General features: G+C 63.1%; 18 protein-coding genes. 7 read left to right on the forward strand and 11 right to left on the reverse strand.

All coding sequences use genetic code 11. The annotated features are described in order from the left end of the window. Positions 1 to 105 precede the first annotated feature (105 nt). Positions 106 to 1563, forward strand: a complete 1458-nt coding sequence (gene dacB / locus J3A71_RS21070) for a D-alanyl-D-alanine carboxypeptidase/D-alanyl-D-alanine-endopeptidase (RefSeq protein ID WP_016485602.1) — start codon at positions 106 to 108, stop codon at positions 1561 to 1563. A gap of 123 nt (positions 1564 to 1686) precedes the next feature. Here dacB and J3A71_RS21075 read toward each other — a convergent pair whose 3' ends face one another. Together J3A71_RS21075 and rlmKL are read right to left on the reverse strand one after the other, a co-directional pair. Beyond that, positions 1687 to 4080: a diguanylate cyclase gene (locus J3A71_RS21075; RefSeq protein WP_096425800.1), complete on the reverse strand. Its 2394-nt coding sequence runs from the start codon at positions 4078 to 4080 to the stop codon at positions 1687 to 1689. Between the two features lie 94 nt (positions 4081 to 4174). Next, positions 4175 to 6370, reverse strand: coding sequence for a bifunctional 23S rRNA (guanine(2069)-N(7))-methyltransferase RlmK/23S rRNA (guanine(2445)-N(2))-methyltransferase RlmL (gene rlmKL / locus J3A71_RS21080; RefSeq protein WP_016485600.1), 2196 nt, complete (start codon positions 6368 to 6370; stop codon positions 4175 to 4177). 561 nt (positions 6371 to 6931) lie between these two features. Here rlmKL and J3A71_RS21085 point away from each other — a divergent pair. Next, positions 6932 to 7147, forward strand: a complete 216-nt coding sequence (locus J3A71_RS21085; protein WP_003248687.1) for a ribosome modulation factor — start codon at positions 6932 to 6934, stop codon at positions 7145 to 7147. Positions 7148 to 7243: 96 nt separating this feature from the next. Here the strand turns inward: J3A71_RS21085 and J3A71_RS21090 are convergent, their stop codons facing one another. Next, positions 7244 to 8269, reverse strand: a complete 1026-nt coding sequence (locus J3A71_RS21090) for a quinone-dependent dihydroorotate dehydrogenase (RefSeq protein WP_096425799.1) — start codon at positions 8267 to 8269, stop codon at positions 7244 to 7246. 144 nt (positions 8270 to 8413) lie between these two features. On the opposite strand from J3A71_RS21090, the gene J3A71_RS21095 reads away from it, so the two are divergent. The 5 genes from J3A71_RS21095 (at position 8414) to J3A71_RS21115 (ending at position 13701) form a co-directional block, all read left to right on the forward strand. After that, entirely contained in the window at positions 8414 to 9628 is a 1215-nt protein-coding gene (locus J3A71_RS21095; protein WP_209953206.1) for a CmpA/NrtA family ABC transporter substrate-binding protein, read from the forward strand. Positions 9629 to 9639: 11 nt separating this feature from the next. After that, positions 9640 to 10215, forward strand: coding sequence for an ANTAR domain-containing protein (locus J3A71_RS21100; RefSeq protein ID WP_016485598.1), 576 nt, complete (start codon positions 9640 to 9642; stop codon positions 10213 to 10215). A 306-nt stretch (positions 10216 to 10521) separates the two neighbouring features. Further along, the gene (locus J3A71_RS21105; RefSeq protein WP_016485597.1) at positions 10522 to 11733 is read left to right on the forward strand and encodes a nitrate/nitrite transporter; all 1212 of its coding nucleotides are present in this window, start codon (positions 10522 to 10524) and stop codon (positions 11731 to 11733) included. Positions 11734 to 11742: 9 nt separating this feature from the next. Then, positions 11743 to 13413 carry a bifunctional protein-serine/threonine kinase/phosphatase gene (locus J3A71_RS21110; protein ID WP_016485596.1) on the forward strand — a complete coding sequence of 557 codons (1671 nt, stop codon included), beginning with the start codon at positions 11743 to 11745 and terminating at the stop codon, positions 13411 to 13413. 27 nt (positions 13414 to 13440) lie between these two features. After that, positions 13441 to 13701, forward strand: coding sequence for an SAM-dependent methyltransferase (locus J3A71_RS21115; RefSeq protein WP_209953208.1), 261 nt, complete (start codon positions 13441 to 13443; stop codon positions 13699 to 13701). Positions 13702 to 13797: 96 nt separating this feature from the next. On the opposite strand, the gene J3A71_RS21120 is transcribed toward J3A71_RS21115, so the two are convergent. From J3A71_RS21120 to ppsA, 8 genes are all read right to left on the reverse strand, one after another. Next, on the reverse strand, positions 13798 to 14832 hold the full coding sequence (locus J3A71_RS21120; protein ID WP_016485594.1) for an OmpA family protein: 1035 nt from the start codon (positions 14830 to 14832) through the stop codon (positions 13798 to 13800). A 111-nt stretch (positions 14833 to 14943) separates the two neighbouring features. After that, positions 14944 to 15510, reverse strand: a complete 567-nt coding sequence (gene sigX, locus J3A71_RS21125) for an RNA polymerase sigma factor SigX (RefSeq protein WP_003248665.1) — start codon at positions 15508 to 15510, stop codon at positions 14944 to 14946. A 113-nt stretch (positions 15511 to 15623) separates the two neighbouring features. Then, positions 15624 to 16448: a mechanosensitive ion channel domain-containing protein gene (locus tag J3A71_RS21130; RefSeq protein ID WP_016485593.1), complete on the reverse strand. Its 825-nt coding sequence runs from the start codon at positions 16446 to 16448 to the stop codon at positions 15624 to 15626. A gap of 2 nt (positions 16449 to 16450) precedes the next feature. After that, entirely contained in the window at positions 16451 to 16723 is a 273-nt protein-coding gene (locus tag J3A71_RS21135; RefSeq protein WP_024717346.1) for a hypothetical protein, read from the reverse strand. An 87-nt stretch (positions 16724 to 16810) separates the two neighbouring features. Further along, a complete protein-coding gene (locus J3A71_RS21140) occupies positions 16811 to 17806 on the reverse strand; it encodes a zinc transporter ZntB (RefSeq protein ID WP_016485591.1) in 996 nt (331 codons plus the stop codon). Between the two features lie 27 nt (positions 17807 to 17833). Further along, positions 17834 to 18325, reverse strand: coding sequence for a ribonuclease E activity regulator RraA (rraA, locus tag J3A71_RS21145; protein ID WP_016485590.1), 492 nt, complete (start codon positions 18323 to 18325; stop codon positions 17834 to 17836). Positions 18326 to 18541: 216 nt separating this feature from the next. Further along, positions 18542 to 19534 carry an alpha/beta fold hydrolase gene (locus J3A71_RS21150; RefSeq protein WP_245353446.1) on the reverse strand — a complete coding sequence of 331 codons (993 nt, stop codon included), beginning with the start codon at positions 19532 to 19534 and terminating at the stop codon, positions 18542 to 18544. Positions 19535 to 19636: 102 nt separating this feature from the next. Next, positions 19637 to 22012, reverse strand: coding sequence for a phosphoenolpyruvate synthase (gene ppsA, locus J3A71_RS21155; RefSeq protein ID WP_016485588.1), 2376 nt, complete (start codon positions 22010 to 22012; stop codon positions 19637 to 19639). Between the last annotated feature and the right edge of the window lie 40 nt (positions 22013 to 22052).

Here is a 22052-nt window from a genome sequence, read left to right on the forward strand (position 1 = left end):
GCATCGTCGCTACGCTTGGGGCATAATGCGTACTCTTTCGTCGTGGGGCCATCATCTCTTACAGCCCCAATGCCCTTTTCCCTCGCCGCAGGGTATTTATCCATTATGATCAAAACGCTTCGTCCCCTCATTCTGGCAAGCCTGCTGTTGCCACTCGCATTGCCCAGCCAGGCCGCCACCGTCAATACCACCCTGCCCGCCAAAGTGCAGCAGGCGCTCAAGGCCAACAAGCTGCAGGACACGGCCCTGTCGCTGGTCATGCTGCCGCTGGACGGCCCCGGCACGCCCACCGTGTTCAATGCCGATGTGTCGGTGAACCCGGCCTCGACCATGAAACTGGTCACCACCTACGCGGCCCTCGAACTGCTCGGCCCGACCTTCCAGTGGAAAACCGAGTTTTATACCGACGGTACCCTGAGCAATGGCGTGCTCAACGGTAACCTGTACCTTAAAGGTGGCGGCGACCCGAAACTGAACATGGAAAAGCTGTGGCTGCTGATGCGTGACCTGCGCGCCAATGGCGTGCGCACCATCACCGGTGACCTGGTGCTGGACCGCAGCCACTTCGTGCAGCCCAACCTGCCGCAGTTCAACGATGACGGCGGCGATGAAAACAAGCCGTTCCTGGTCAAGCCCGATTCGCTGCTGGTCAACCTCAAGGCGCTGCGCTTCGTGGCCCGCAACGATGGCGGCAAGGTGACCGTTGCGGTCGAGCCACCGATTGCCAGCATCCGCATCGACAACCAGGTCAAGGCGGTGGCTTCGAAGCAGTGCACAGGCGATGTGCGCTACAACCCGGTGCCACAGGCCGATGGCATCAGCGTCACCGTCAGCGGCCAGCTGGGTGACGGCTGCAACTCGCAGACCTACCTGTCGCTGCTCGATCACGCCACCTACGCCGCCGGTGCCGTGCGCGCCATCTGGAACGAGCTGGGTGGCAGTATCCAGGGTGGCGACCGCATCGAGAATGTACCCAAGAGTGCTCGCCTGCTGGCCCGCGCCTTCTCGCCAGACCTGGTGGAAGTGATCCGTGACATCAACAAGTACAGCAACAACACCATGGCCCAGCAGCTGTTCCTGAGCCTTGGCGCGCAGTTCCGCACCGATGCCGATGGGGACGATGCCCGCGCCGCCCAGCGCGTGGTGCGCCAGTGGCTGGCAAAAAAGGGCATTACCGCGCCGCATCTGGTCATGGAGAACGGCTCTGGCCTGTCGCGTGCCGAGCGGGTCAGCACCCGGGAGATGGCCCAGATGCTGCAGGCCGCCTGGAAGAGCCCCTACGCTGCCGAATTCATGAGCTCCATGCCGCTGGTGGGCATGGACGGCACCATGCGCAAGCGCCTGAAGCGCACTGCCATGACCGGTGAAGGCCACATCAAGACCGGCACGCTGAATACCGTGCGGGCAATTGCCGGCTTCAGCCGCGACAGCAACGGCCATACCTGGGCGGTGGCGGCGATTCTCAACGACCCGAAACCGTGGGGTGCTTCGCAGGTGCTCGACCAGGTCCTGCTGGACCTGTACCGCCAGCCGAAGCTGGCCGGCAGCACAGCGGCCAACTGATTGGCTGGTCCGTACCGGCCCTTTCGCGACTGAGAGCAAGTGTCTTGCGCAAACTGTGACAGTTTGCGCGATCACTGTGGGAGCGGCTTTAGCCGCGAAAGGGCCGGCACAGACAGCTGGCAGCTAACAGGCCGACTCCCCCTCCACCCGGTCCCGCCCGGCCTGTTTCGCGATGTAAACACCCGCATCAGCCCGTAGCAGCAAGGCATCGGCACCCTCCCCCGGCCGCCAGCCAGCCACACCAAAACTCGCGGTCACCTGGCCCACGCCTTCCACCGGCAACGTGCGCACCCCTTGCCATAACTCAAGCGCTAACAACCGCGCCTGCTCAGCATCACTGCCCGGGCACAGCACCATGAATTCTTCCCCGCCCAGCCGGCAGAACACATCAGTACGCCGCAAACGCTGGCCGATACGCTGGCACAAGCTGCGCAGCACGCGATCGCCCATGGCATGGCCGAAGCGGTCGTTGATGCATTTGAAGTGATCGATGTCGAGCATGATCACGGCCAGCGCCAAGCCTTCGCGCTGGGCGCGTTCCAGCTCAACCTTGAGCCGCTCCTGAAAGTAGCGGCGGTTATGGATGCCCGTCAGCGAATCGGTCACCGACAACGCCCTCAATTCCTCCTCCACGCCCTTGAGGTCGGAGATATCCGTCAGGTAGCCATGCCACAGCGTGCAGCCTTGCTCACCCACCTCTGGCGTCGCTTCGCCACGCACCCAGCGTAGCCCGGCACGCGGCAGGCATACCCGGTATTCCTCGCGCCAGGGCGCCAGGTGCTCGGCCGAATAACGCACCGAGCGGCGCACGCGGTCCAGGTCGTCGGGGTGGATACGCTCGAACACCAGCGTGGCATCCTCGCGCAGCTGCTGCAGGTCGACTTCATAGATGTCGTACAGCCCTTGGCTGGCATAGGGAAAGCACGAATGACCATTGGCATCGAGGCGATACTGGTAGATACCGCCCGGCACCTCGGCGCTGAGCTTTTCCAGCAGTCGGTCACGCGCCGCCAGCGCCTCATGCACCCGACGCCGCTCTGTGACATCAATGCAGATGGCCAGATAGCCCACCCACAAACCCTGTTCATCCAGCATGGCGGTAACCAGCATGTTGGCCACCAGCTGACTGCCATCGGCGCGCAACAATGTCCACTCCCCAGGCTCGGCACCCTGCGCTTGAACCGTTTCGGCGAACATGGCCTGACCACCGGCGATCGTGCGGCCATAGCGCAGGCTCAGCGCCTGAGCCCGCTGGCTCAGTTCTTCAGGCAGCACCAGGTGGTCAAGGCGAAGCTGGCCGATCGCCTCGCTGGCCGGATAACCGAGCATACGCTCTGCACCGGCATTGAACGTACTCACTACACCCTTGAGGTTGGTGGCAATGATCGCCACCTGGGTGGCCGCATCCAGCACGCTGCGCAACTGGTTGTGGGTACCTCGCAGCGACTGCTCGCTGACCCGCAGTTCGGCGGTGCGCTGCTCGACCAGGGCCAGGGCGCGCTGGCGCTGGCTGAACAGGTTGTACAGCAAGGCGCTGAGCAGCAGGCTCAACAACCCGCCCAGTAGAACGACTGCCAGCACAGCTGACGAACGATTAGCCTGCAAGAAGGCCAGGCTCGGCAGGATGCTCAACTCAAAGCGATGGTCGGCCAGCTGCAACACTTGGTTGCTGGCCAGCGACAAGGGGGCTGCCTGGTTCAGCGAGTCGAACATCACTTCCGGCCCTTGCAAGCCGGACGGATCAACGATACGCACCACCAGGTTGTCATCCGTCGCCACTGGCCGCCCATCGCTCACCAGCTCGCGCATGCTCAGCAAGGCCATGACGTAGCCTGCTGCTGCGCCATGCTCGTTTGCGTCGGAAAACACCGGCGCCACCAGCAGCAGACCACGCGCGTACGAAGGAATATCGTACAAGGCCAGGGGTTCTGACACCGCCATGCTGCCAGGCCCGAGTGCGCGCGCCAGCGCGGCCTGGGCCGCACCTTGGCCGGCAAGATCCAGCCCATACGGCAGCCCGGGCATTTCACCCGATTGGGTATACAGCACAGGGAAGTAATGGTCGCGCTGTGGCGCGGGGCGCCACTGGCCTTGCGCGTCCTGATCACGGATTACATAGCCCGGGCCCGAATGCTCACGCGCATGGCGCTCGAACTCGGCGCGTTGCGCAACTTCGACGCGGGGCGCCCAGGCGTAGGCCAGCGTGCGCTGCAGCAACGGCCTGGTGTAACCGTCAAATTCAAGTGAGGTGACTGTGTTGGAAAAGCCGAAGAACCGCCGCAGGCCGTCCAGCCGCTGCTGCTGTTCATCGAAGCGTTCAGCAATGCGGCTGAAGCGCTCGCTGGCCAGCAACTCGAAACGCTGGCGCAACTGCTGCTTGTAGACACCCTGCGCGGCAAGCGCCAAGGCGGCCGTCAACAGGCCGCCCGCCACCAAAACCACCAGCGCCACCGCCCAGGCGGACACCGCTTCTGTGCACAGGCCAGATAACCGCGCACGCACGCCACACTTTGACATACACCCATCTCGTCACGTCAGCGTCCTGCGGATTAGCTTGCCCTGCCCTCATTTATAGCTATTGGCCATCAGCCGCGCAACGTACCTCGTCGGCTCAACGCAATTGCAGACGCCAGGCGCGGTGGATGCGGTTGTTACGGGCAAAGTCCGGGTCCAGGGTCTGGGCGGTGATTTCCTCCACGGCATAGCGTGCCATCAGGTGCTCGTCGAGCTGGAACTTGCGGAAGTTGTTGGAGAAATACAACACCCCCTCCGGCGCCAGCCGAGCCATGGCCAGGTCCAGCAGTTGCACGTGGTCACGCTGCACATCGAACACGCCTTCCATACGCTTGGAGTTGGAGAAGGTTGGCGGGTCGATGAAGATCAGGTCGTAGCTGTCGCGGTTGCTTTCCAGCCAGGCCATCACATCACCCTGCTCCAGGCGGTTGCGCTCGGAGAAGCCATTGAGCGCCAGGTTGCGACGCGCCCAGTCGAGGTAGGTTTTCGACAGGTCGACACTGGTGGTGCTGCGCGCCCCGCCCTTGGCTGCATGCACCGACGCCGTAGCGGTGTAGCAGAACAGGTTCAAGAAACGCTTGCCGGCAGCCTCGCGCTGGATGCGCATGCGCATCGGACGGTGGTCCAGGAACAGACCGGTGTCGAGGTAGTCGGTGAGGTTGACCAGCAGCTTGACGCCACCTTCGTTCACTTCCTGGAAGCGGCCCTCGGTGGCCTGGCGCTCGTACTGGCGGGTACCACTCTGCCGCTCGCGGCGCTTGAGCACCACGCGCTGCGGCGAAATGCCCAGTGCCTGAGGGATCGCCGCCAAGGCATCGAGCAGGCGCGATTGGGCCTTGTCCGGGTCGATCGAACGTGGCGCAGCGTATTCCTGCACATGCACCCAGTCGTGGTACAGGTCGACTGCCAGGGCGTACTCGGGCATGTCGGCATCGTACAGGCGGTAGCAGTCCACCTGCTCGCGACGAGCCCACTTGCCCAGTTGCTTGAGGTTCTTCTGCAGACGGTTGGCAAACATCTGCGCCCCTTCCGACAGGCGCGCCGGCTCGCTGGCTACCGACGGTGCCTGTTCGCGGACTTGCGCGCTTTCGGGCTGTGCCTCGCGGCGCTCGCCCGTCACGAACTGGTCAGGCTGCACCTTGAACAGCAGCAGCTTGCACGGCAAGGCGCCGTTCCAGAACGCGTACTGCTTGTGGCTGCGAATACCCATGCGCTTGCCCAGCTGCGGCGCGCCGGTGAACACCGCCGCCTCCCAGCCCATGCACGCCTGACGCAGGCGCTCGCCCAGGTTCTGATAGAGGTACAGCAAGCTGGCTTCGTCACCCAGGCGCTCGCCATAGGGTGGGTTGCTGATGACCAGGCCTTTCTGGTTCTGGTCCGGGCGTGGTTCGAAGGTGCTGACCTCGCCCTGATAGATCTTCACCCAGTCGCCCAGCCCGGCACGCTCGACGTTATTGCGGCCCGGCTGGATCAGCCGCGGGTCGGCCTCGTAGCCACGGATCCACAGCGGTGGCTTGGCCAGGCCGGCCTGCGCCCGCGCCTGCGCCTCGTCGTGCACCTTGCGCCACAGCGCCGGCACGTGGCCGAGCCAGGCACTGAAGCCCCAACGCTCACGCTTGAGGTTGGGCGCGATATCGGCGGCGATCATCGCCGCTTCGACCAGGAAGGTGCCCACACCGCACATCGGGTCGGCCAGCGCGCCACCTTCGGCGGCAATGCGCGGCCAGCCCGAGCGGATCAGCACCGCCGCCGCCAGGTTTTCCTTCAGCGGCGCAGCCCCTTGCTGCAGGCGGTAGCCACGCTGGTGCAGGCTGTGGCCGGACAGGTCGAGGGAAAGGATGGCCTCACCACGGTCCAGGCGCAGGTGCACACGCACGTCCGGGTCGATTTTTTCCACCGACGGGCGCAGGCCTTCGCGGTTGCGCAGCTTGTCGACGATGGCGTCCTTGACCTTCAGCGCACCGAAGTGCGTGTTGTCGATGCCCGAGCCATGGCCGCTGAATTCCACCGCCAGGGTGCCGTCGGCTGCCAGGTGGTCGGCCCAGTCAACCGCGTTCACGCCGTCGTAAAGGTCGTCGGCGTTCTTCATGGAGAAGCGCTTGAGCACCAGCAGCACCCGGTTGGCCAGGCGCGACCATACGCACAGGCGGTAGGCGGTTTCCATGTCGGCGGCGCCGCGGATGGCCGAGGTGTGCTCACGCACCTCGTCAAGGCCAAGGCCCTTGGCCTCCTCGGCAAGCAGGCTTTCAAGGCCTTTAGGGCAGGTGAGGTAGAGTTCGAAACGGTCCGACATGAGTATTCCAGAGCCTTGGGCTATTTGACTGACGAGGCGACGCATCGCCCCGCGATGTTTGCCCGCATGCCTTTCCAGCAGGCGTGCGGGTGGCCCTTTTCGGCACATAAGCGTGCCGCGAAGGGCCGGGCCGCCTGACCGATCTGCGCTCGGCCCAGTGGCAAAGACAGCTTAGATCATCAGGCAGTACAAAAAATTCTGGCGATGCCGGGGCCTGTGTGACCCTTCGTCGCATTTCAAATTATTTCTGCCACCCGCCAGAGACGCTGGCGAAATGACGTCAATCATCAGCAAACCCCGATCATAGCGGGCCAAACCTCAAATAAGGTTAAGTCGCATTTATTTACTTATCCCCTGACCCTATGAAAGGTTACGTGCTTATGACAAATCGATCATTCACACCGTGACTCGCATTCGTTAGAACTGGTCTCAGGCCGCTTCGCAACGAGGCGGCACTTTCAGCTCGCCACGCCGGCAGCGAGCGCAAACCGGCAGAAAGACTCTGCCCGGCCTCAGAGAGGCCGACGGGACATTACAGTCAACAAGTGAGGGCAACACCCTATGAGAAGACTTAAGCGTGATCCGTTGGAAAGAGCATATTCACGTGGCTACCAATATGGGGTCACCGGCAAATCCCGCGAACTTTGCCCCTTCAATCTTCCTTCTGTTCGCCAAGCCTGGATCAACGGCTGGCGCGAAGGTCGCGGTGATAACTGGGACGGAATGACTGGCACCGCTGGTATCCATAGACTCAACGAAAATCACGCCGTTGGCTGATCGAGGACACTGAATTCGATTTACCATGCACGCCCCATCCGGGCGGCGGGCGAAGGCCCAGGGGCCCCTTGAAGGGGCCCTTTTTTTGTCTGCCGATCAAACCCGTGGCATTGCCGCGATAGCGTCCACCGCCTCGCGGACAAGTGCCGGCCCCTTGTAGATGAAGCCCGAATAGATCTGCACCAGGCTCGCCCCGGCGGCGATTTTCTCGGCAGCGTGACGGCCTTCGGTAAGGCCACCGGCAGCAATGATCGGCAGTTTGCCGCCCAGTTCACCTGCCAGCACCTTGACGATGTGGGTGCTCTTCTCCAGCACTGGCGCGCCCGACAGGCCGCCCGCCTCGCCACCATACGGCAGCCCTTCGACACCTTCACGACCCAGCGTGGTGTTGGTGGCGATCACCGCATCCATGCCCGATTCCATCAGGGCGGCGGCTACCAGCGCGGTTTCTTCGTCACTCATGTCCGGGGCAATCTTGATGGCCAGCGGCACGCGCTTGCCATGGGTAGCGGCCAGCTGCTCACGGCGCACGGCCAGGGCATCGAGCAACTGCTTGAGCGAATCGCCGAACTGCAGGCTGCGCAGGCCGGGGGTGTTCGGCGAGCTGACGTTGACGGTGATATAGCTGGCGGCGGTGTACACCTTGTCCAGGCAGATCAGGTAATCATCGACGGCACGCTCCACCGGGGTGTCGAAGTTCTTGCCGATGTTGATGCCCAGCACGCCCTTGTAACGCGACGCACGTACCCGGTCGAGCAGGTTATCAACACCCAGGTTGTTGAAGCCCATGCGGTTGATGATGGCCGTGGCTTCCGGCAATCGGAACAGCCGCGGCTTGGGGTTACCCGGCTGCGGCCGCGGGGTGACGGTGCCGATTTCGACAAAACCGAAACCCAGCTGGGCGAAACCGTCGATGGCTGCGCCGTTTTTGTCCAGGCCGGCAGCCAGGCCCACCGGGTTGGCGAAGTTCAAGCCCATGACCGTGACCGGCAATGCTGCCGGCTGCTTGCACAGCATGCCGTTAAGGCCAAGGCGGCCACCGGCACCGATCAGGTCCAGGGACAGGTCGTGGGAGGTTTCCGGAGAAAGCTTGAACAGCAGCTGGCGGGCCAGGGTATACATGGGCAGGCAAGGCTCGGGGTAAGTGAGGGGGCGATTATAGCCACCGTGGCGCTGGCAGGACAGCAAATCATGGGCCAGTGCAGCCCTGGCACATCGGTTGCACCGGTTTGGCCCACAGCCTAATCAGTACAGGCGAGGAACCTTGTGAACACTGTACCCCGAGCAACGCCCCTGGCCTGGGTCAACGGCAGCGATGCGCCCGAGAAGCCCAGCCTGAACATCGGCTACATGGCCCTGACCGACTGCGCCTCGGTGGTGGTCGCGGCCACCCAGGGCTTCGCCCAACAACACGGACTTACCCTCAACGTCCACCGCCAGGGCTCCTGGGCGGGGCTTCGCGACAAGCTGGTCAGCGGCGAGCTGGACGCGGCGCACTGCCTGTATGGCCTGGCCTACGCCGTGCATCTGGGGATTGGCGGGGTACCCGCCAGTGATATGGCCGTGCTCATGGGACTGAACCAGAACGCCCAGGCCATCAACCTGTCCCCGGCGCTGCAGCGCAAAGGCGTGACCAACCCTGAAGCACTGGCGCGGCTGGTGCACCAGCAAGGCGCACGGCTGACCTTCGCCCAGACCTTCCCCACCGGCACCCATGCCATGTGGCTGTATTACTGGCTGGCCAGCCAGGGCATCCACCCACTGCGCGACGTCGACAGCGTGGTGGTGCCACCGGCACAGATGGCCGCACACATCCAGGCCGGTCGCATCGACGGCTTCTGCGTGGGCGAGCCCTGGGCCGCTGATGCGGTCGCCAAGGGCCAAGGCTTCACCCTGGCCACCAGCCAGTCGATCTGGCCGGACCACCCGGAAAAGGTCCTGGCCTGCGCCCGCGCCTTCGCCGAACAGTACCCCAACAGCGCCCGCGCCCTGATCAAGGCAATCCTCGCCGCCAGCCGGTTCATCGAGCAAAGCCCGGAAAACCGCCGCAGCACCGCGCAACTGCTCAGCGGCAGCGCTTATCTGGATACGCCGCTGGCGAGTATCGAGCCACGCCTGCTCGGCCACTACCAGGATGGCCTGGGCAACCACTGGCAAGACCGGCATGCCCTGCGCCTGTTCGACCACGGCCGGGCCAACCTGCCATACCTGTCCGACGGCATGTGGTTCATGACCCAGTTCCGCCGCTGGGGCCTGCTGCGCGAAGACCCCGACTACCTCGGCGTGGCCCGCCAGGTACAGCAACTGGCACTGTACAGCGAGGCGGCGCAAAGCCTGGGCGTAGCGTGCCCTTCGCTGCCGATGTGCAGCAGCCTGCTGATCGACGGCACCTGCTGGGACGGCAGCGACCCCTACGGCTACGCCCGCAGTTTCAGCCTGCATGCATTGGGCGACCTGCCCGAAGCCCGCGTCGGCGTGTGAGGGAGACCTACATGTTGCGCATCCTGCTGATTGACGACACCCAGCACAAACTTGGCCGCCTCAAGGCGGCGCTGATCGAGGCGGGCTTCGAGGTCACCGAAGCCCCAGGCTTGACCATCGACCTGCCCGCCTGCATCGAAACGGTGCGCCCGGATGTGGTGCTGATCGACACCGACTCACCTGACCGTGATGTGATGGAACAGGTGGTGCTGGTCAGCCGTGACCAGCCACGCCCCATCGTGCTGTTCACTGACGAGCATGACCCCGGGGTGATGCGCCAGGCGATTCAGGCGGGCGTCAGTGCCTATATCGTCGAAGGCATCCATGCCGCCCGGTTGCAGCCCATTCTGGATGTGGCCATGGCCCGCTTCGAAAGCGATCAGGCACTGAAGGCGCAGTTGGTGGCACGCGACCAGCAACTGGCCGAACGCAAACGCATCGAGCAGGCCAAGGGTTTGCTGATGAAAATGAAAGACTGCAACGAAGAACAGGCCTACACCCTGATGCGCCGCCAGGCCATGAGCCGGCAGCAGAAGCTGATTCAGGTGGCAGAGCAGATCATTGCCATGCATGAAATGCTCGGCTAGCAGTGCAGGCCTTTGTGGGAGCGGCCTTGTGTCGCGATAGGGCTGCGCAGCAGCCCCGGCAATCTCAGCGGCGAAGCTGAAATCATGGGGCTGCTGCGCAGCCCTATCGCGACACAAGGCCGCTCCCACAAAGTCCGCGCTGCTCGATATTCCGAATTGGCCCGGCTCTTGCTGATGTATTTGCACCGGTAGCCAACGGCGGTTGCCCCACTTAAATCCCGACAAAGACGTCGCTCTCCCCTCCACCTCCGTGGAGCGGGTAGCGGCGTCTTTTTCGTTCCGCTGCATTGCCAAGTGAGGTGTTCGATGAGTACCAGCTTCTGGAAATCCGGGCATGTGCCCACGCTGTTCGCTGCGTTTCTGTACTTCGACCTGAGCTTCATGGTCTGGTACCTGCTGGGCCCGCTGGCGGTGCAGATTGCCGGTGACCTGCAACTGAGCGCACAACAACGGGGCCTGATGGTGGCCATGCCGATCCTGGCCGGGGCAGTACTGCGCTTTGCCATGGGCGTACTGGTCGACCGCCTGTCGCCCAAGACCGCCGGCGTGATCGGCCAGGTGGTGGTGATCGTCGCGCTGGCGGTGGCCTGGCACTTCGGCGTACACAGCTATGAACAGGTGCTGCTGCTGGGCATGTTCCTCGGCTTTGCCGGCGCTTCGTTCGCCGTATCACTGCCGCTGGCGTCGCAGTGGTACCCGCCGCAGCATCAGGGCAAGGCCATGGGCATTGCCGGCGCCGGCAACTCCGGCACAGTGTTCGCCGCCCTGCTGGCGCCGGCGCTGGCCGCGGGTTTTGGCTGGAACAATGTGTTTGGCTTTGCGCTGATTCCTTTGACACTGGCGCTGGTGGTGTTCGCCCTGCTGGCGCGCAACGCCCCGCAGCGCCCAAAACCAAAGGCCATGGCTGACTACCTCAAGGCCCTCGGCGACCGTGACAGCTGGTGGTTCATGTTCTTCTACAGTGTCACCTTCGGCGGCTTCATCGGCCTGGCCAGTGCCCTGCCTGGCTACTTCAGCGACCAGTACGGTTTGAGCCCGGTCACCGCTGGCTACTACACCGCGGCCTGCGTGTTCGCCGGCAGCCTGATGCGCCCTCTCGGCGGTGCCCTGGCCGACCGCTTCGGCGGTATCCGCACCCTGCTGGGCATGTACAGCGTTGCAGCCATCTGCATAGCCGCAGTCGGTTTCAACCTGCCGTCTGCCGCCGCCGCCCTGGCGCTGTTCATCAGCGCCATGCTCGGCCTGGGCGCGGGCAACGGCGCGGTATTCCAGCTGGTACCGCAGCGCTTCCGTCACGAAATCGGCGTAATGACCGGGCTGATCGGCATGGCCGGGGGCATCGGTGGCTTCCTGCTGGCCGCCGGGCTTGGCACCATCAAACAGCACACCGGCGATTACCAGGTGGGGCTGTGGCTGTTCGCCAGCCTCGGCCTGCTGGCCTGGTTCGGCCTGCACGGCGTGAAACAGCGCTGGCGCACCACTTGGGGCTCGGCTGCAGTCACTGCGGCGCGGGTCTGAGGCACCTCGATGAGCCTGCAACTGAGTTTCGCCCAGGCCAGCGCCACCGGGCCGCGCGAGGAAAACCAGGACGCCCTGCGCCTGGTTACCCCAGCGCCAGAGCTGGCCGCCAGCAAGGGCTACCTGTTCGCCCTTGCCGACGGCGTCAGCCAATGCGCCGATGGTGGCCTGGCAGCACGCGCCAGCTTGCAGGCGCTGGCCCTGGACTACTACGCCACCCCCGCCACCTGGAGCGTGGCCCAGGCCCTCGACCGCCTGCTGCTGGCACAGAACCGCTGGCTGCGTGCCCAAGGCAGCGGTCAGCCATTGTTGACCACCCTCAGCGCCCTGGTGCTGCGGGGCCGGCGCTTCACCCTGGCCCATGTTGGCGACTGCCGTGTGTACCGCTGGCACGCCGGGCACCTGCAGTGCCTGAGCGAAGACCACGTGTGGGACCAGCCGGGCATGCAGCATGTGCTGAAACGCGCGCTGGGCCTGGATCAACACCTGCTGGTGGATTATCTGGAGGGCGAGCTGCAGGCGGGTGAATGCTTCTTGCTGGTCAGCGACGGCGTCTGGGCCAGCCTGGGCGACCAGCATATACAGGCGGTGTTGCGTGAGCAGCCCGACCTGCAACTGGCCGTCGACACGCTGGTTACCAGTGCGCACCTCAATGGCAGCCAGGACAACGCCAGTGCCTTGCTGGTGCAGGTCGAGCAACTGGGCACGGCCAACCTCGGCGACACCCTGGCACAGCTGCAGCAGGGGTCGGTACCCGGCCCGCTGCGCGAAGGCCAGGTGATCGATGGCTGGCTCACCGAACAGCTGCTGTCACACAGCCGCCAGTCCCTGGTCTACCGGGTGCGCGACGGCCAAGGTCAAGCGTGGCTGCTAAAAACCCTGCCTGCCGCACGCGAGCAGGAGCCAAAAGCGGCGCAAGGACTACTACTGGAGGAGTGGTTCCTGCGCAGGGTCGCTGGCCGACATTTCCCCGAACTGCATGCCGCCAGCCAGCGCCAGCACCTGTACTACGTGATGCGCGAATACCCCGGCCAGACCCTTGCAACGCTGCTGGCCGAACACGGCCCGCTGCCCTTGCCACAGTGGCTGGAAATGGCCCGGCAACTGCTGCAGGCGGTTGGCGTGCTGCACCGGCGCAACCTGCTGCACCGCGATATCAAGCCAGACAACCTGCACTTGGGCAGCGATGGCCAGCTGCGCCTGCTGGACTTCGGCCTGGCTTACTGCCCAGGCCTGTCCGAAGACCCGCTGCACGACGTGCCCGGCACACCCTCGTACCTCGCCCCGGAAGCGTTTGACGGCCAACCGCCCAGCCCGCGCCAAGACCTGTATGCCGTGGGCGTGACGCTGTACCGTCTGCTGACCGGTCACTACCCGTATGGCGAGGTGGAAGCCTTCCAGCGCCCGCGCTTCGGCCAGCCAGTCAACGCCGCGCGCTACCGCCCCGACCTGCCGGAATGGCTGCAGCACAACCTGCAACAGGCGGTGGCCGCCGACCCGGCGCAACGCTTCGAAACGGCCGAACACTGGTTGCTGCTGCTTGAACGCGGCGACCGCCAGGAGCTGCCCACCCGGCCACGGCCACTGCTGGAGCGTGAGCCGCTGAAGGTGTGGCGCACCCTGGCCTTGCTGTCCCTGCTGTTCAACCTGATTTTGCTGTTCAGCCTGCTAAAAGGCTGAGCGGACCCTGCCGATGAGGAATACCTGATGAGTGCAAAAGTCTGGCTGGTGGGTGCCGGCCCTGGCGACCCTGAACTGCTCACCCTCAAGGCGGTACGCGCCCTGCAACAAGCCTCAGTGGTGATGATTGAGAATGCCTCGATGCCGCAGCAGCGGGAGTGCAGGAGCGATGTGCGGGGCATAGTTGAAGATGCGCGTGGGTTTGGCTTGCGTAGCCCGGCGATTCTGGTGATTGGGGAAGTGGTCGGGGAACAGCAGGCTCTGGAGCTGGTTTCAATCGCGGGCTGAATACCCTTCACTGCAGGAGCAGGCTGTCAGGCCGGTTAAAACCCAGGCAAAGAAAAACCCGGCCGAGGCCGGGTTTTTCATGAAGCATCAGGCCAATTACTTGGACTGAGCTTCTACCTGAGCTTCAACGCGACGGTTGATAGCACGGCCTTCTTCGGTGGCGTTGTCAGCAACCGGACGGGTTTCGCCGTAGCCAACCGAGTCAACACGGTTGGATTCTACGCCGTACTGCTGGGTCAGGACTTGCTTGACAGCGTTGGCACGACGCTCGGACAGCTTCTGGTTGTAAGCGTCTGGACCCACGGAGTCAGTGTGACCTTCAACCACGGTGGTGGTTTGTGGGTACTGCTTCATGAAGTCAGCCAGGTTCTTGATGTCGCCGTAGCTGTTTGGCTTGACGACCGACTTGTCGAAGTCGAACTTGACGTCCAGCTCAACACGAACGACTTCGGCAACAGCCGGGCAGCCGTCGGCGTCAACGGTAACGTTGGCCGGGGTGTCTGGGCACTTGTCGACGTTGTCGCAAACGCCGTCGTTGTCGGAGTCGGAGCACACTTCAGCTACTGGAGCTGGAGCGACTTCGGCTTGCTTCGGGCTACCGCCGAAGTTCAGGCCAACACCAACGCTTGGGGCCCACTCGGTGTCGCCCTGGTCGATGTTGTACTGAGCTTCTACGCCGGCACGGGCATAGAACATGTCGGTGATGTACCACTTGGCACCAGCGCCAACGTTGGCGAAGGTGGAGTGGTCACGACCGCCACGGCCGGTCTGGCCCAGCGACTGGTGCGAGAAACCAGCGGAAACGTACGGACGGATGGCGTCATACGGGTTGTTGAAGTGGTAAACGGCGTCCAGGGCGGTGTTCGAGCCCTTGATGTTCTTGCCGTCTTCGCCACGAGCGTTGTGAACTTCGTCGTAACCCAGGCGCAGTTCAACGTCGTCGGTCAGGAAGTAACCGATCGAGCCGCCGAACAGGTTGCCGTCGTTCTTGAAGTCACGCTGGCTGTCGAAGAACTCTTTCTTGTAGAAGCCTTCGACTTCCACAGCGCCTGTGCCTTGTGCCATAGCGCCAATCGAGGTAGCGGCTACGAGCGAACCAATGGCCAAGCCCAAGGTGTTTTTCAATTTCATCCGTTAAATCCCCATCTGGTGATAGTTAAGCAGTCCCACCACAAACAAGGGGGACAACTCGACGGCAAGTCTAGCAGAACTCGCCGGTTCGTTAGAGATATTTGCACGCCACTAAGTTTCATCCAGGCCGGCAAATTTCTCACGAAGCTTGTCTAGCGCGCGCTTGTAACGCATTTTCGTCGCGCTCAGGCCCATGTGCATGATGTCTGCAATTTCCTGAAATTCCAGCTCTGCGACAAAACGCAGCACCAAAATCTCCCGGTCAATCGGGTTCACATGCACCAGCCACTTGTCCAGCCCGCCTTTTTCTTCCGGTTTCGGTGCCTTGTCTTCGGACGCCTCTTCAACAGGGTCCAGGCTCAAGGCATCCATCAGCCGGCGTTTACGGCGCTCCTTGCGGTACTGGGTAATGCACTCGTTGTAGGTGATGCTGTAGAGCCAGGTCTTGAACTTGGATTTGCCCTCGAAGTTCTTCAGCCCGTACAGCACCTTGAGCATCACTTCCTGACAGACATCGTCCGCGTCACGGTCGTTCCCCAAATAACGCGCACAGACGTTGAACAGGGTTCGCTGATAGCGCCGCATGAGCTCCTCATAGGCGCGGGTAACGTGGTACAGCTCCTCATGCGAACGCGCCACCAACTCTTCGTCGGTGAGCTCGCGGGGGTCATAACGCATGGGCGGCGAATGAACTTTATTCAAAACGGATCTGGCCGACAGTCAGGTCAATGTCGCCGCGCGACCCCGTGGGTCGAATTTCGCGGCGGCATACATTAACAGCTTTTGTGCGGTTAGCGACTATTGACGCGCTGCTCGAGCAACTCTCGATTGGACAGCGACACCAGTTCGCCATCATCGGTCAGCAACGTAGTCTTGACCGTGCCGATTTCTTCAATATGCCCTTCGACCTCTCCAATTCGCACCTGCTGGCCGACCTGGTACAGCTCGCGCACGTAAATTCCGGCCAGAATCTGCCCGGCAATTTCACGGCTGCCAAGGCCCATGGCCAAGGCTACCGCCAGACCAACGGTAATCAGCCCGATGACGATCACGTGGTTCAGCAGGTCGGTTTTCACCTCCAGCTGGCTGATGGCCACCGAGATGCTGATGATGATCACCAAGCCCTGGGTGATACGCCCAAGGCCCGCCGAGTACTCCAGGCCGATGCCTTCGGCGGCGCCGCGCACCAGGCCGTTGGCCACCTGTGCCAGCAGCACGCCGACCAGCAACACCAAGGCCGCGCCGAATACTTTCGGCAAATACAGGGCGAGCATGTCCAGGGTGGCCGAAACCCGCTCCAGGCCTAGCGATTCAGCGGCCGAGACGAGGAAGATGAGCAGCACGAACCAGTAGACAATCTTGCCGATCAAGGTAGAGATCGGTACCTGGATGCCGACCCGGCCGAGCATCTTGGTCAGGCCGGTGCCGGCCATCAGGCGGTCCAGGCCAAGCTTGGCCAGCAGCTTGGACAGCAGCGTGTCGAGCAGCTTGGCCACCACGAAACCGAGCAGCACCACGACCAGCGCGCCGAACAGGTTGGGGATGAAGTTCGCTACCTTGGTCCAAAGGGCGGTCATCGCGGTGACCAGGCTCTGGGTCCAGAGATCGAGTTCCATATTCAATCGGCCTTATCTGCTTTGCTGCCGCTGGCAGCGTTGCGGGAAGAGTGTCGACGCACCGGCGCGACATGCGCCGAGCCATTATTGACGGCAATCAGCAGCGCCTGGCTCCAGCGGCCAAGCAGGCTGAACAGATCACCCGCGCCAACCTGACGGTTGGCAGTTTTAAGCACGCGACCCAGGCAAGCAGCGTCGTCCAGGTCATCCCGGTCATTGCCGGAGGGTGACGCCTTGAGCAGGTCACGCAGGGATTCTTCAAACGGATCGTGCATGTGCACCTCGCGCAGTGTCAGCAAGAGACGAGATGGCCGGGCAATGGGTCACACATCCGATTGGCACGAATGTTTCAAAATGAACACCTAGACCCATCGCAACCGCCGGAACATCCACCACTGCCCCACCGCCAGCCCCAGCACGACGAGGCAGGCGAACAGGAAGCCATAGGGGTTTTCCGCCCCCGGGATGCCGCCGACATTGATGCCCAGCAACCCGGTGATGAAGCTCATGGGCAGGAAGATGCAAGTGATGATGCCAAAGCGGTACATGGTACGGTTCATCCGCTCGCTGCGCCGGCGATCTTCGCTCTCCAGCACCAGCGCAGCGCGCTCGCGGGTCAGCTCAAGCTCTTCGAGGTAGCGGATCAGGCTGTTGTTCAGCTCGTTCCAGTAATCGGCATCGGCATCGGCAAACCAGCCCCATTTGCTGCGCGACAGCTGGGCATAGATTTCCCGCTGCGGCGCCAAAAAACGCCTCAGGCCCGCTGCACGACGGCGGATCTGCTGCAGGCTGCCGTTCTCCGGGGTGTACCGTTCGTCGGCTTCGACCTTTTCTTCTTCCAGGTCGACCAGTTCGGAGAGGTCGCTGACCAGGCCCTGGACCTTTTCGGTCAGCAGCTCGCCCATCAGCAGCAGCAGTTCGGAAGCCGACTTCGGCCCCCTGCCCTGCTCCAGCAACTGAAGAATCTCGTCACTGGCGCGCAATGGGCGCAAGCGCAACGATATGACCCGCTGCGCCTGGGCGAAGATACGCACCGAGACCATGTCTTCGGGTTCTGCGCCCGGGTTGAGGTTAACCCCGCGCAAAAACAGCAACAGCTGTTCGTCAGCCATGGGCAGCAGGCGCGGCCGGGTGTTTTCTTCCAGCAGCAGCTCGCAGGCAAACTCGCTCAGGCCGCTGTCATGCAGCAGCCAGGTGCGGGTTTGTGGATGGCTGCGGTCCCAGTGCAGCCACAGGCTCTGCTCAGGTTGCAGCTGCAAGTCGTCCAGTTCGGTACGGGCAATCGGGCGGGCGCTGCCTTTACCATCGAGCACCAGGGCATGGACCAGCCCCCACTGCGCGTTGTCTTCCTCGAACATCAAAGCTCCATCAGCGCGTGCGGCGCATCACTCCGGCATCTTCAGCGGGCTTGGCGAGACCAGCACGCCATTGTTGTCGGCATACACATATTCGCCCGGGCGGAAGGTCACCCCGGCGAAAGTCACCACCACGTTGAGGTCGCCGATGCCGCGCTTGTCGGTTTTCATCGGGTGGCTGGCCAGGGCCTGTACGCCGACATCGGTCTGGATCAATACGTCTACGTCACGCACGCAGCCATAGATCACCAGGCCTTCCCAACCGTTCTTGGCGGCCTTGTCGGCAAGCATGTCGCCAAGCAGCGCACGGCGCAGCGAGCCACCGCCATCGACCACCAGCACCTTGCCCTTGCCGTCGAGTTCGACCTGCTCCTTGACCAGCGAGTTGTCTTCGAAGCACTTGATGGTCACGATCTGGCCGCCGAACGAATCACGGCCGCCAAAATTGCTGAACATCGGTTCCAGCACCTGCACCAGGTCCGGGTAGGCGTCACACAGGTCGGGCGTTACGTAATGCTGCATGGGGAGGCTCCTGTCAGTCACAACGAAAGCGGGTATCGGCCAAGGCTACACCTTGGAGGCTGTCGTAGTCACCAAGGACCAAACGGTCATCTTCAGCCTGTGCGGGCCTCTTCGCGGGTGAACCCGCTTCCACAGGGATATCACAAGACTTCAGTGCTGTGTAATCCCAGTGGGAGCGGGCGTGCCCGCGAAGAGGCCCGCACAGGTAATGCAGGATCAGCTGGCTGGCAAAGGCTCTACAGCCACAATGGACTCGTGCACCGGCAACAGCGGGTTACGCAACCAGCGTTCCACCAGCGGCCACACCTGCACCTGCGCAGCCTTGCTCACCAGCATGTCGACATGCCCGAAGGCGTCGAAGCCTTCCTCACGCCCAAGCCGCAGGAACTGCTTGCGCTCACCCCCCATTTGCTCGAACAGCTTGCGGCAGGCCCACACCGGGTCTTGGAAGTCCCCCGCGCCAGCCACCGCCAGCAGCGGCACATCCACCTCTGCCAGCCCCGCCCACCAGTCGCTCTGCTTGTCGCCAAAGCGCCCGAACAGGCCGTGCCAGCGCATGCTCTCCAGCGCCAGACCGATCGGCTCATCCTCCGGCCCACGCTTGAAGCGCGGCCCGGAGATCTGCCCCCAGCGCTTGAGCAACAGCTTCGCGCCCCAGGCCAGCGGTGGCACTTTCAGCGGCCAATAGACGCGGCTGATCTGGGTACCGAACAGTGCCACGCTGGCCACCTGCCCGGCAGCCAGAAAACCACCGCCCAAGGCTGCCGCCAGGGTCGTGCCGCCGAGGGAGTGGCCTACCCAGTGCGGCGCCTGGCCCGACTGCTCGCGCACGAACGCAGCAATCAGTGGCAGGTCATCACGGGCATAGGCGGCAACAGTGTTGTGCTGCCAGGCGCGGTTACGCGGCGACAGGCCATGGCCGCGCATTTCCGGGATCCACACATCGAAACCGGCACGGGCGAGATAGGCGCCCAGGCCAACCCCTTTGGGCGAATACCAGAAACGCCGATTGGAAAAACTGCCGTGCAGGAGAATGACCGGCACGCCAAAGGCCTGCCCCTGATCGGCAAGCCCCAGACGGGTGAGGGCAAGCTCGACGCTAGGGTCGGGGCTGTTGCCAGCCTTGATCCGGTACACGTCTTCGCTGAGGTCGCCGCGCCGCTCGGCACTGAGCAGGGCCACGGGAAATAGAGTGCTGCTGCTTTGCATAAGGTTGCTTGGTGCACAAAAAAGGGCGGGAACCATTACTGGAACACGCCCTGGAAAAAACCAGGCGGGGGCACGCCAGACGTCCCCCCGCGTTTTACTGCGTCAGGCCGCGCCCTGGCCTTCGGCCAGGAAGAACCAGGTCTCGAGCACCGAGTCCGGGTTCAGCGACACGCTTTCGATGCCCTGCTCCATCAGCCACTTGGCCAGGTCCGGGTGGTCCGATGGGCCCTGACCGCAAATGCCGATGTACTTGCCGGCCTTGTTGCACGCGGCAATGGCGTTGGCCAGCAGCTTCTTCACCGCAGGGTTACGCTCGTCGAACAGGTGGGCAATGATGCCCGAGTCACGGTCCAGGCCCAGGGTCAGCTGGGTCAGGTCGTTGGAGCCGATCGAGAAGCCGTCGAAGTACTCAAGGAACTCTTCAGCCAGAATGGCGTTGGACGGCAGTTCGCACATCATGATCACGCGCAGGCCGTTGTCACCGCGGGCCAGGCCGTTTTCGGCGAGCAGGTCGACGACCTGGCTGGCTTCGCCCAGGGTCCGCACGAACGGCACCATGATCTCGACGTTGGTCAGGCCCATCTCGTTGCGTACACGCTTCAGCGCACGGCACTCGAGCTCGAAGCAGTCACGGAACGATTCGCTGATGTAACGCGAAGCACCGCGGAAGCCCAGCATCGGGTTTTCTTCTTCTGGCTCGTACAGCTTGCCGCCGATCAGGTTGGCGTACTCGTTGGACTTGAAGTCCGATAGACGCACGATGACCTTTTTCGGGTAGAACGCTGCAGCCAAGGTGCTGATGCCTTCGACCAGTTTCTCGACGTAGAAGCCGACCGGGTCGTTGTAGCCGGCAATGCGTTTGTCGACGCTTTCCTTGAGCTCCGGCGGCAGGCCCGCATAATTGAGCAGCGCCTTGGGGTGCACGCCGATCATGCGGTTGATGATGAACTCCAGCCGCGCCAGGCCGACACCGGCGTTGGGCAACTGGGCAAAGTCGAACGCACGGTCCGGGTTGCCGACGTTCATCATGATCTTGAACGGCAGCTCCGGCATGGCATCGACCGAGTTCTGCTTGATGTCGAAGCCCAGCTCGCCTTCGAAGATGAAGCCGGTGTCGCCTTCGGCGCAGGACACCGTCACACCCTGGCCGTCTTTGAGCACCTGGGTGGCGTTGCCGCAACCGACTACGGCCGGAATACCCAGTTCACGGGCGATGATCGCCGCGTGGCAGGTGCGGCCGCCGCGGTTGGTAACGATGGCACTGGCGCGCTTCATCACCGGTTCCCAGTCCGGGTCGGTCATGTCGGAAACCAGCACGTCGCCCGGCTGGACCTTGTCCATTTCCGATACGTCGTTGATCACACGAACCTTGCCGGCGCCGATGCGCTGGCCGATGGCGCGGCCTTCGACCAGCACGGTGCCCTTTTCTTTCAACAGGTAGCGTTCCATGACATTGGCGCTGGAACGGCTTTTCACTGTTTCCGGGCGTGCCTGCACGATGTACAGCTTGCCGTCGTCACCGTCTTTGGCCCACTCGATGTCCATCGGGCGCTGGTAGTGCTGCTCGATGATCATGGCCTGCTTGGCCAGCTCGCTGACCTCGGCATCGGTCAGGCAGAAGCGCGCGCGCTCGGCACGGTCGACTTCGACGGTCTTGACCGAACGGCCGGCCTTGGCTTCTTCGCCATAGACCATCTTGATCGCCTTGCTGCCCAGGTTGCGACGCAGAATGGCCGGGCGGCCAGCCTGCAAGGTGTTCTTGTGCACGTAGAACTCGTCAGGGTTGACCGCGCCCTGCACCACGGTTTCGCCCAGGCCATAGGCGCCAGTGATGAACACTACGTCGCGGAAACCCGACTCGGTGTCGAGGGTGAACATGACACCGGCGGTGCCGGTTTCGGAGCGGACCATGCGCTGCACGCCGGCAGACAGGGCGACCAGCTTGTGGTCGAAGCCCTGGTGCACGCGGTAGGCGATGGCGCGGTCGTTGAACAGCGAAGCGAACACTTCCTTGGCCGCGCGGATCACGTTATCAACGCCGCGGATGTTGAGGAAGGTTTCCTGCTGGCCGGCGAACGAAGCATCCGGCAGGTCTTCGGCAGTGGCCGAGGAGCGCACGGCAACCGCCATGTTGTCGTTGCCGGCAGCCATTTCGGCGAAGGCGGTTCGGATTTCCGAATCCAGACGTGCCGGGAATTCGGCTTCCATGACCCATTGGCGGATCTGCGCGCCGGTCTTGGTCAGGGCGTTGATGTCATCCACGTCAAGCGCATCGAGCGCCGCATGAATCTTGTCGTTCAGACCACTCTGTTCGAGAAAATCGCGGTACGCCTGCGCCGTAGTGGCAAAGCCGCCCGGCACCGATACACCAGCACCGGCAAGGTTGCTGATCATCTCGCCCAGGGATGCGTTCTTGCCCCCCACATGCTCTACATCATGGACGCCGAGCTTATCGAGGGAAACTACGTACTCTACCAAGGTGATCTCTCCACTAACTGTGTTGGAAAAGCTCAAAGAG

The sequence above is a fragment of the Pseudomonas sp. PvP089 genome, from assembly GCF_017875165.1.
Taxonomy (GTDB): Bacteria; Pseudomonadota; Gammaproteobacteria; order Pseudomonadales; family Pseudomonadaceae; genus Aquipseudomonas; species Aquipseudomonas fortuita.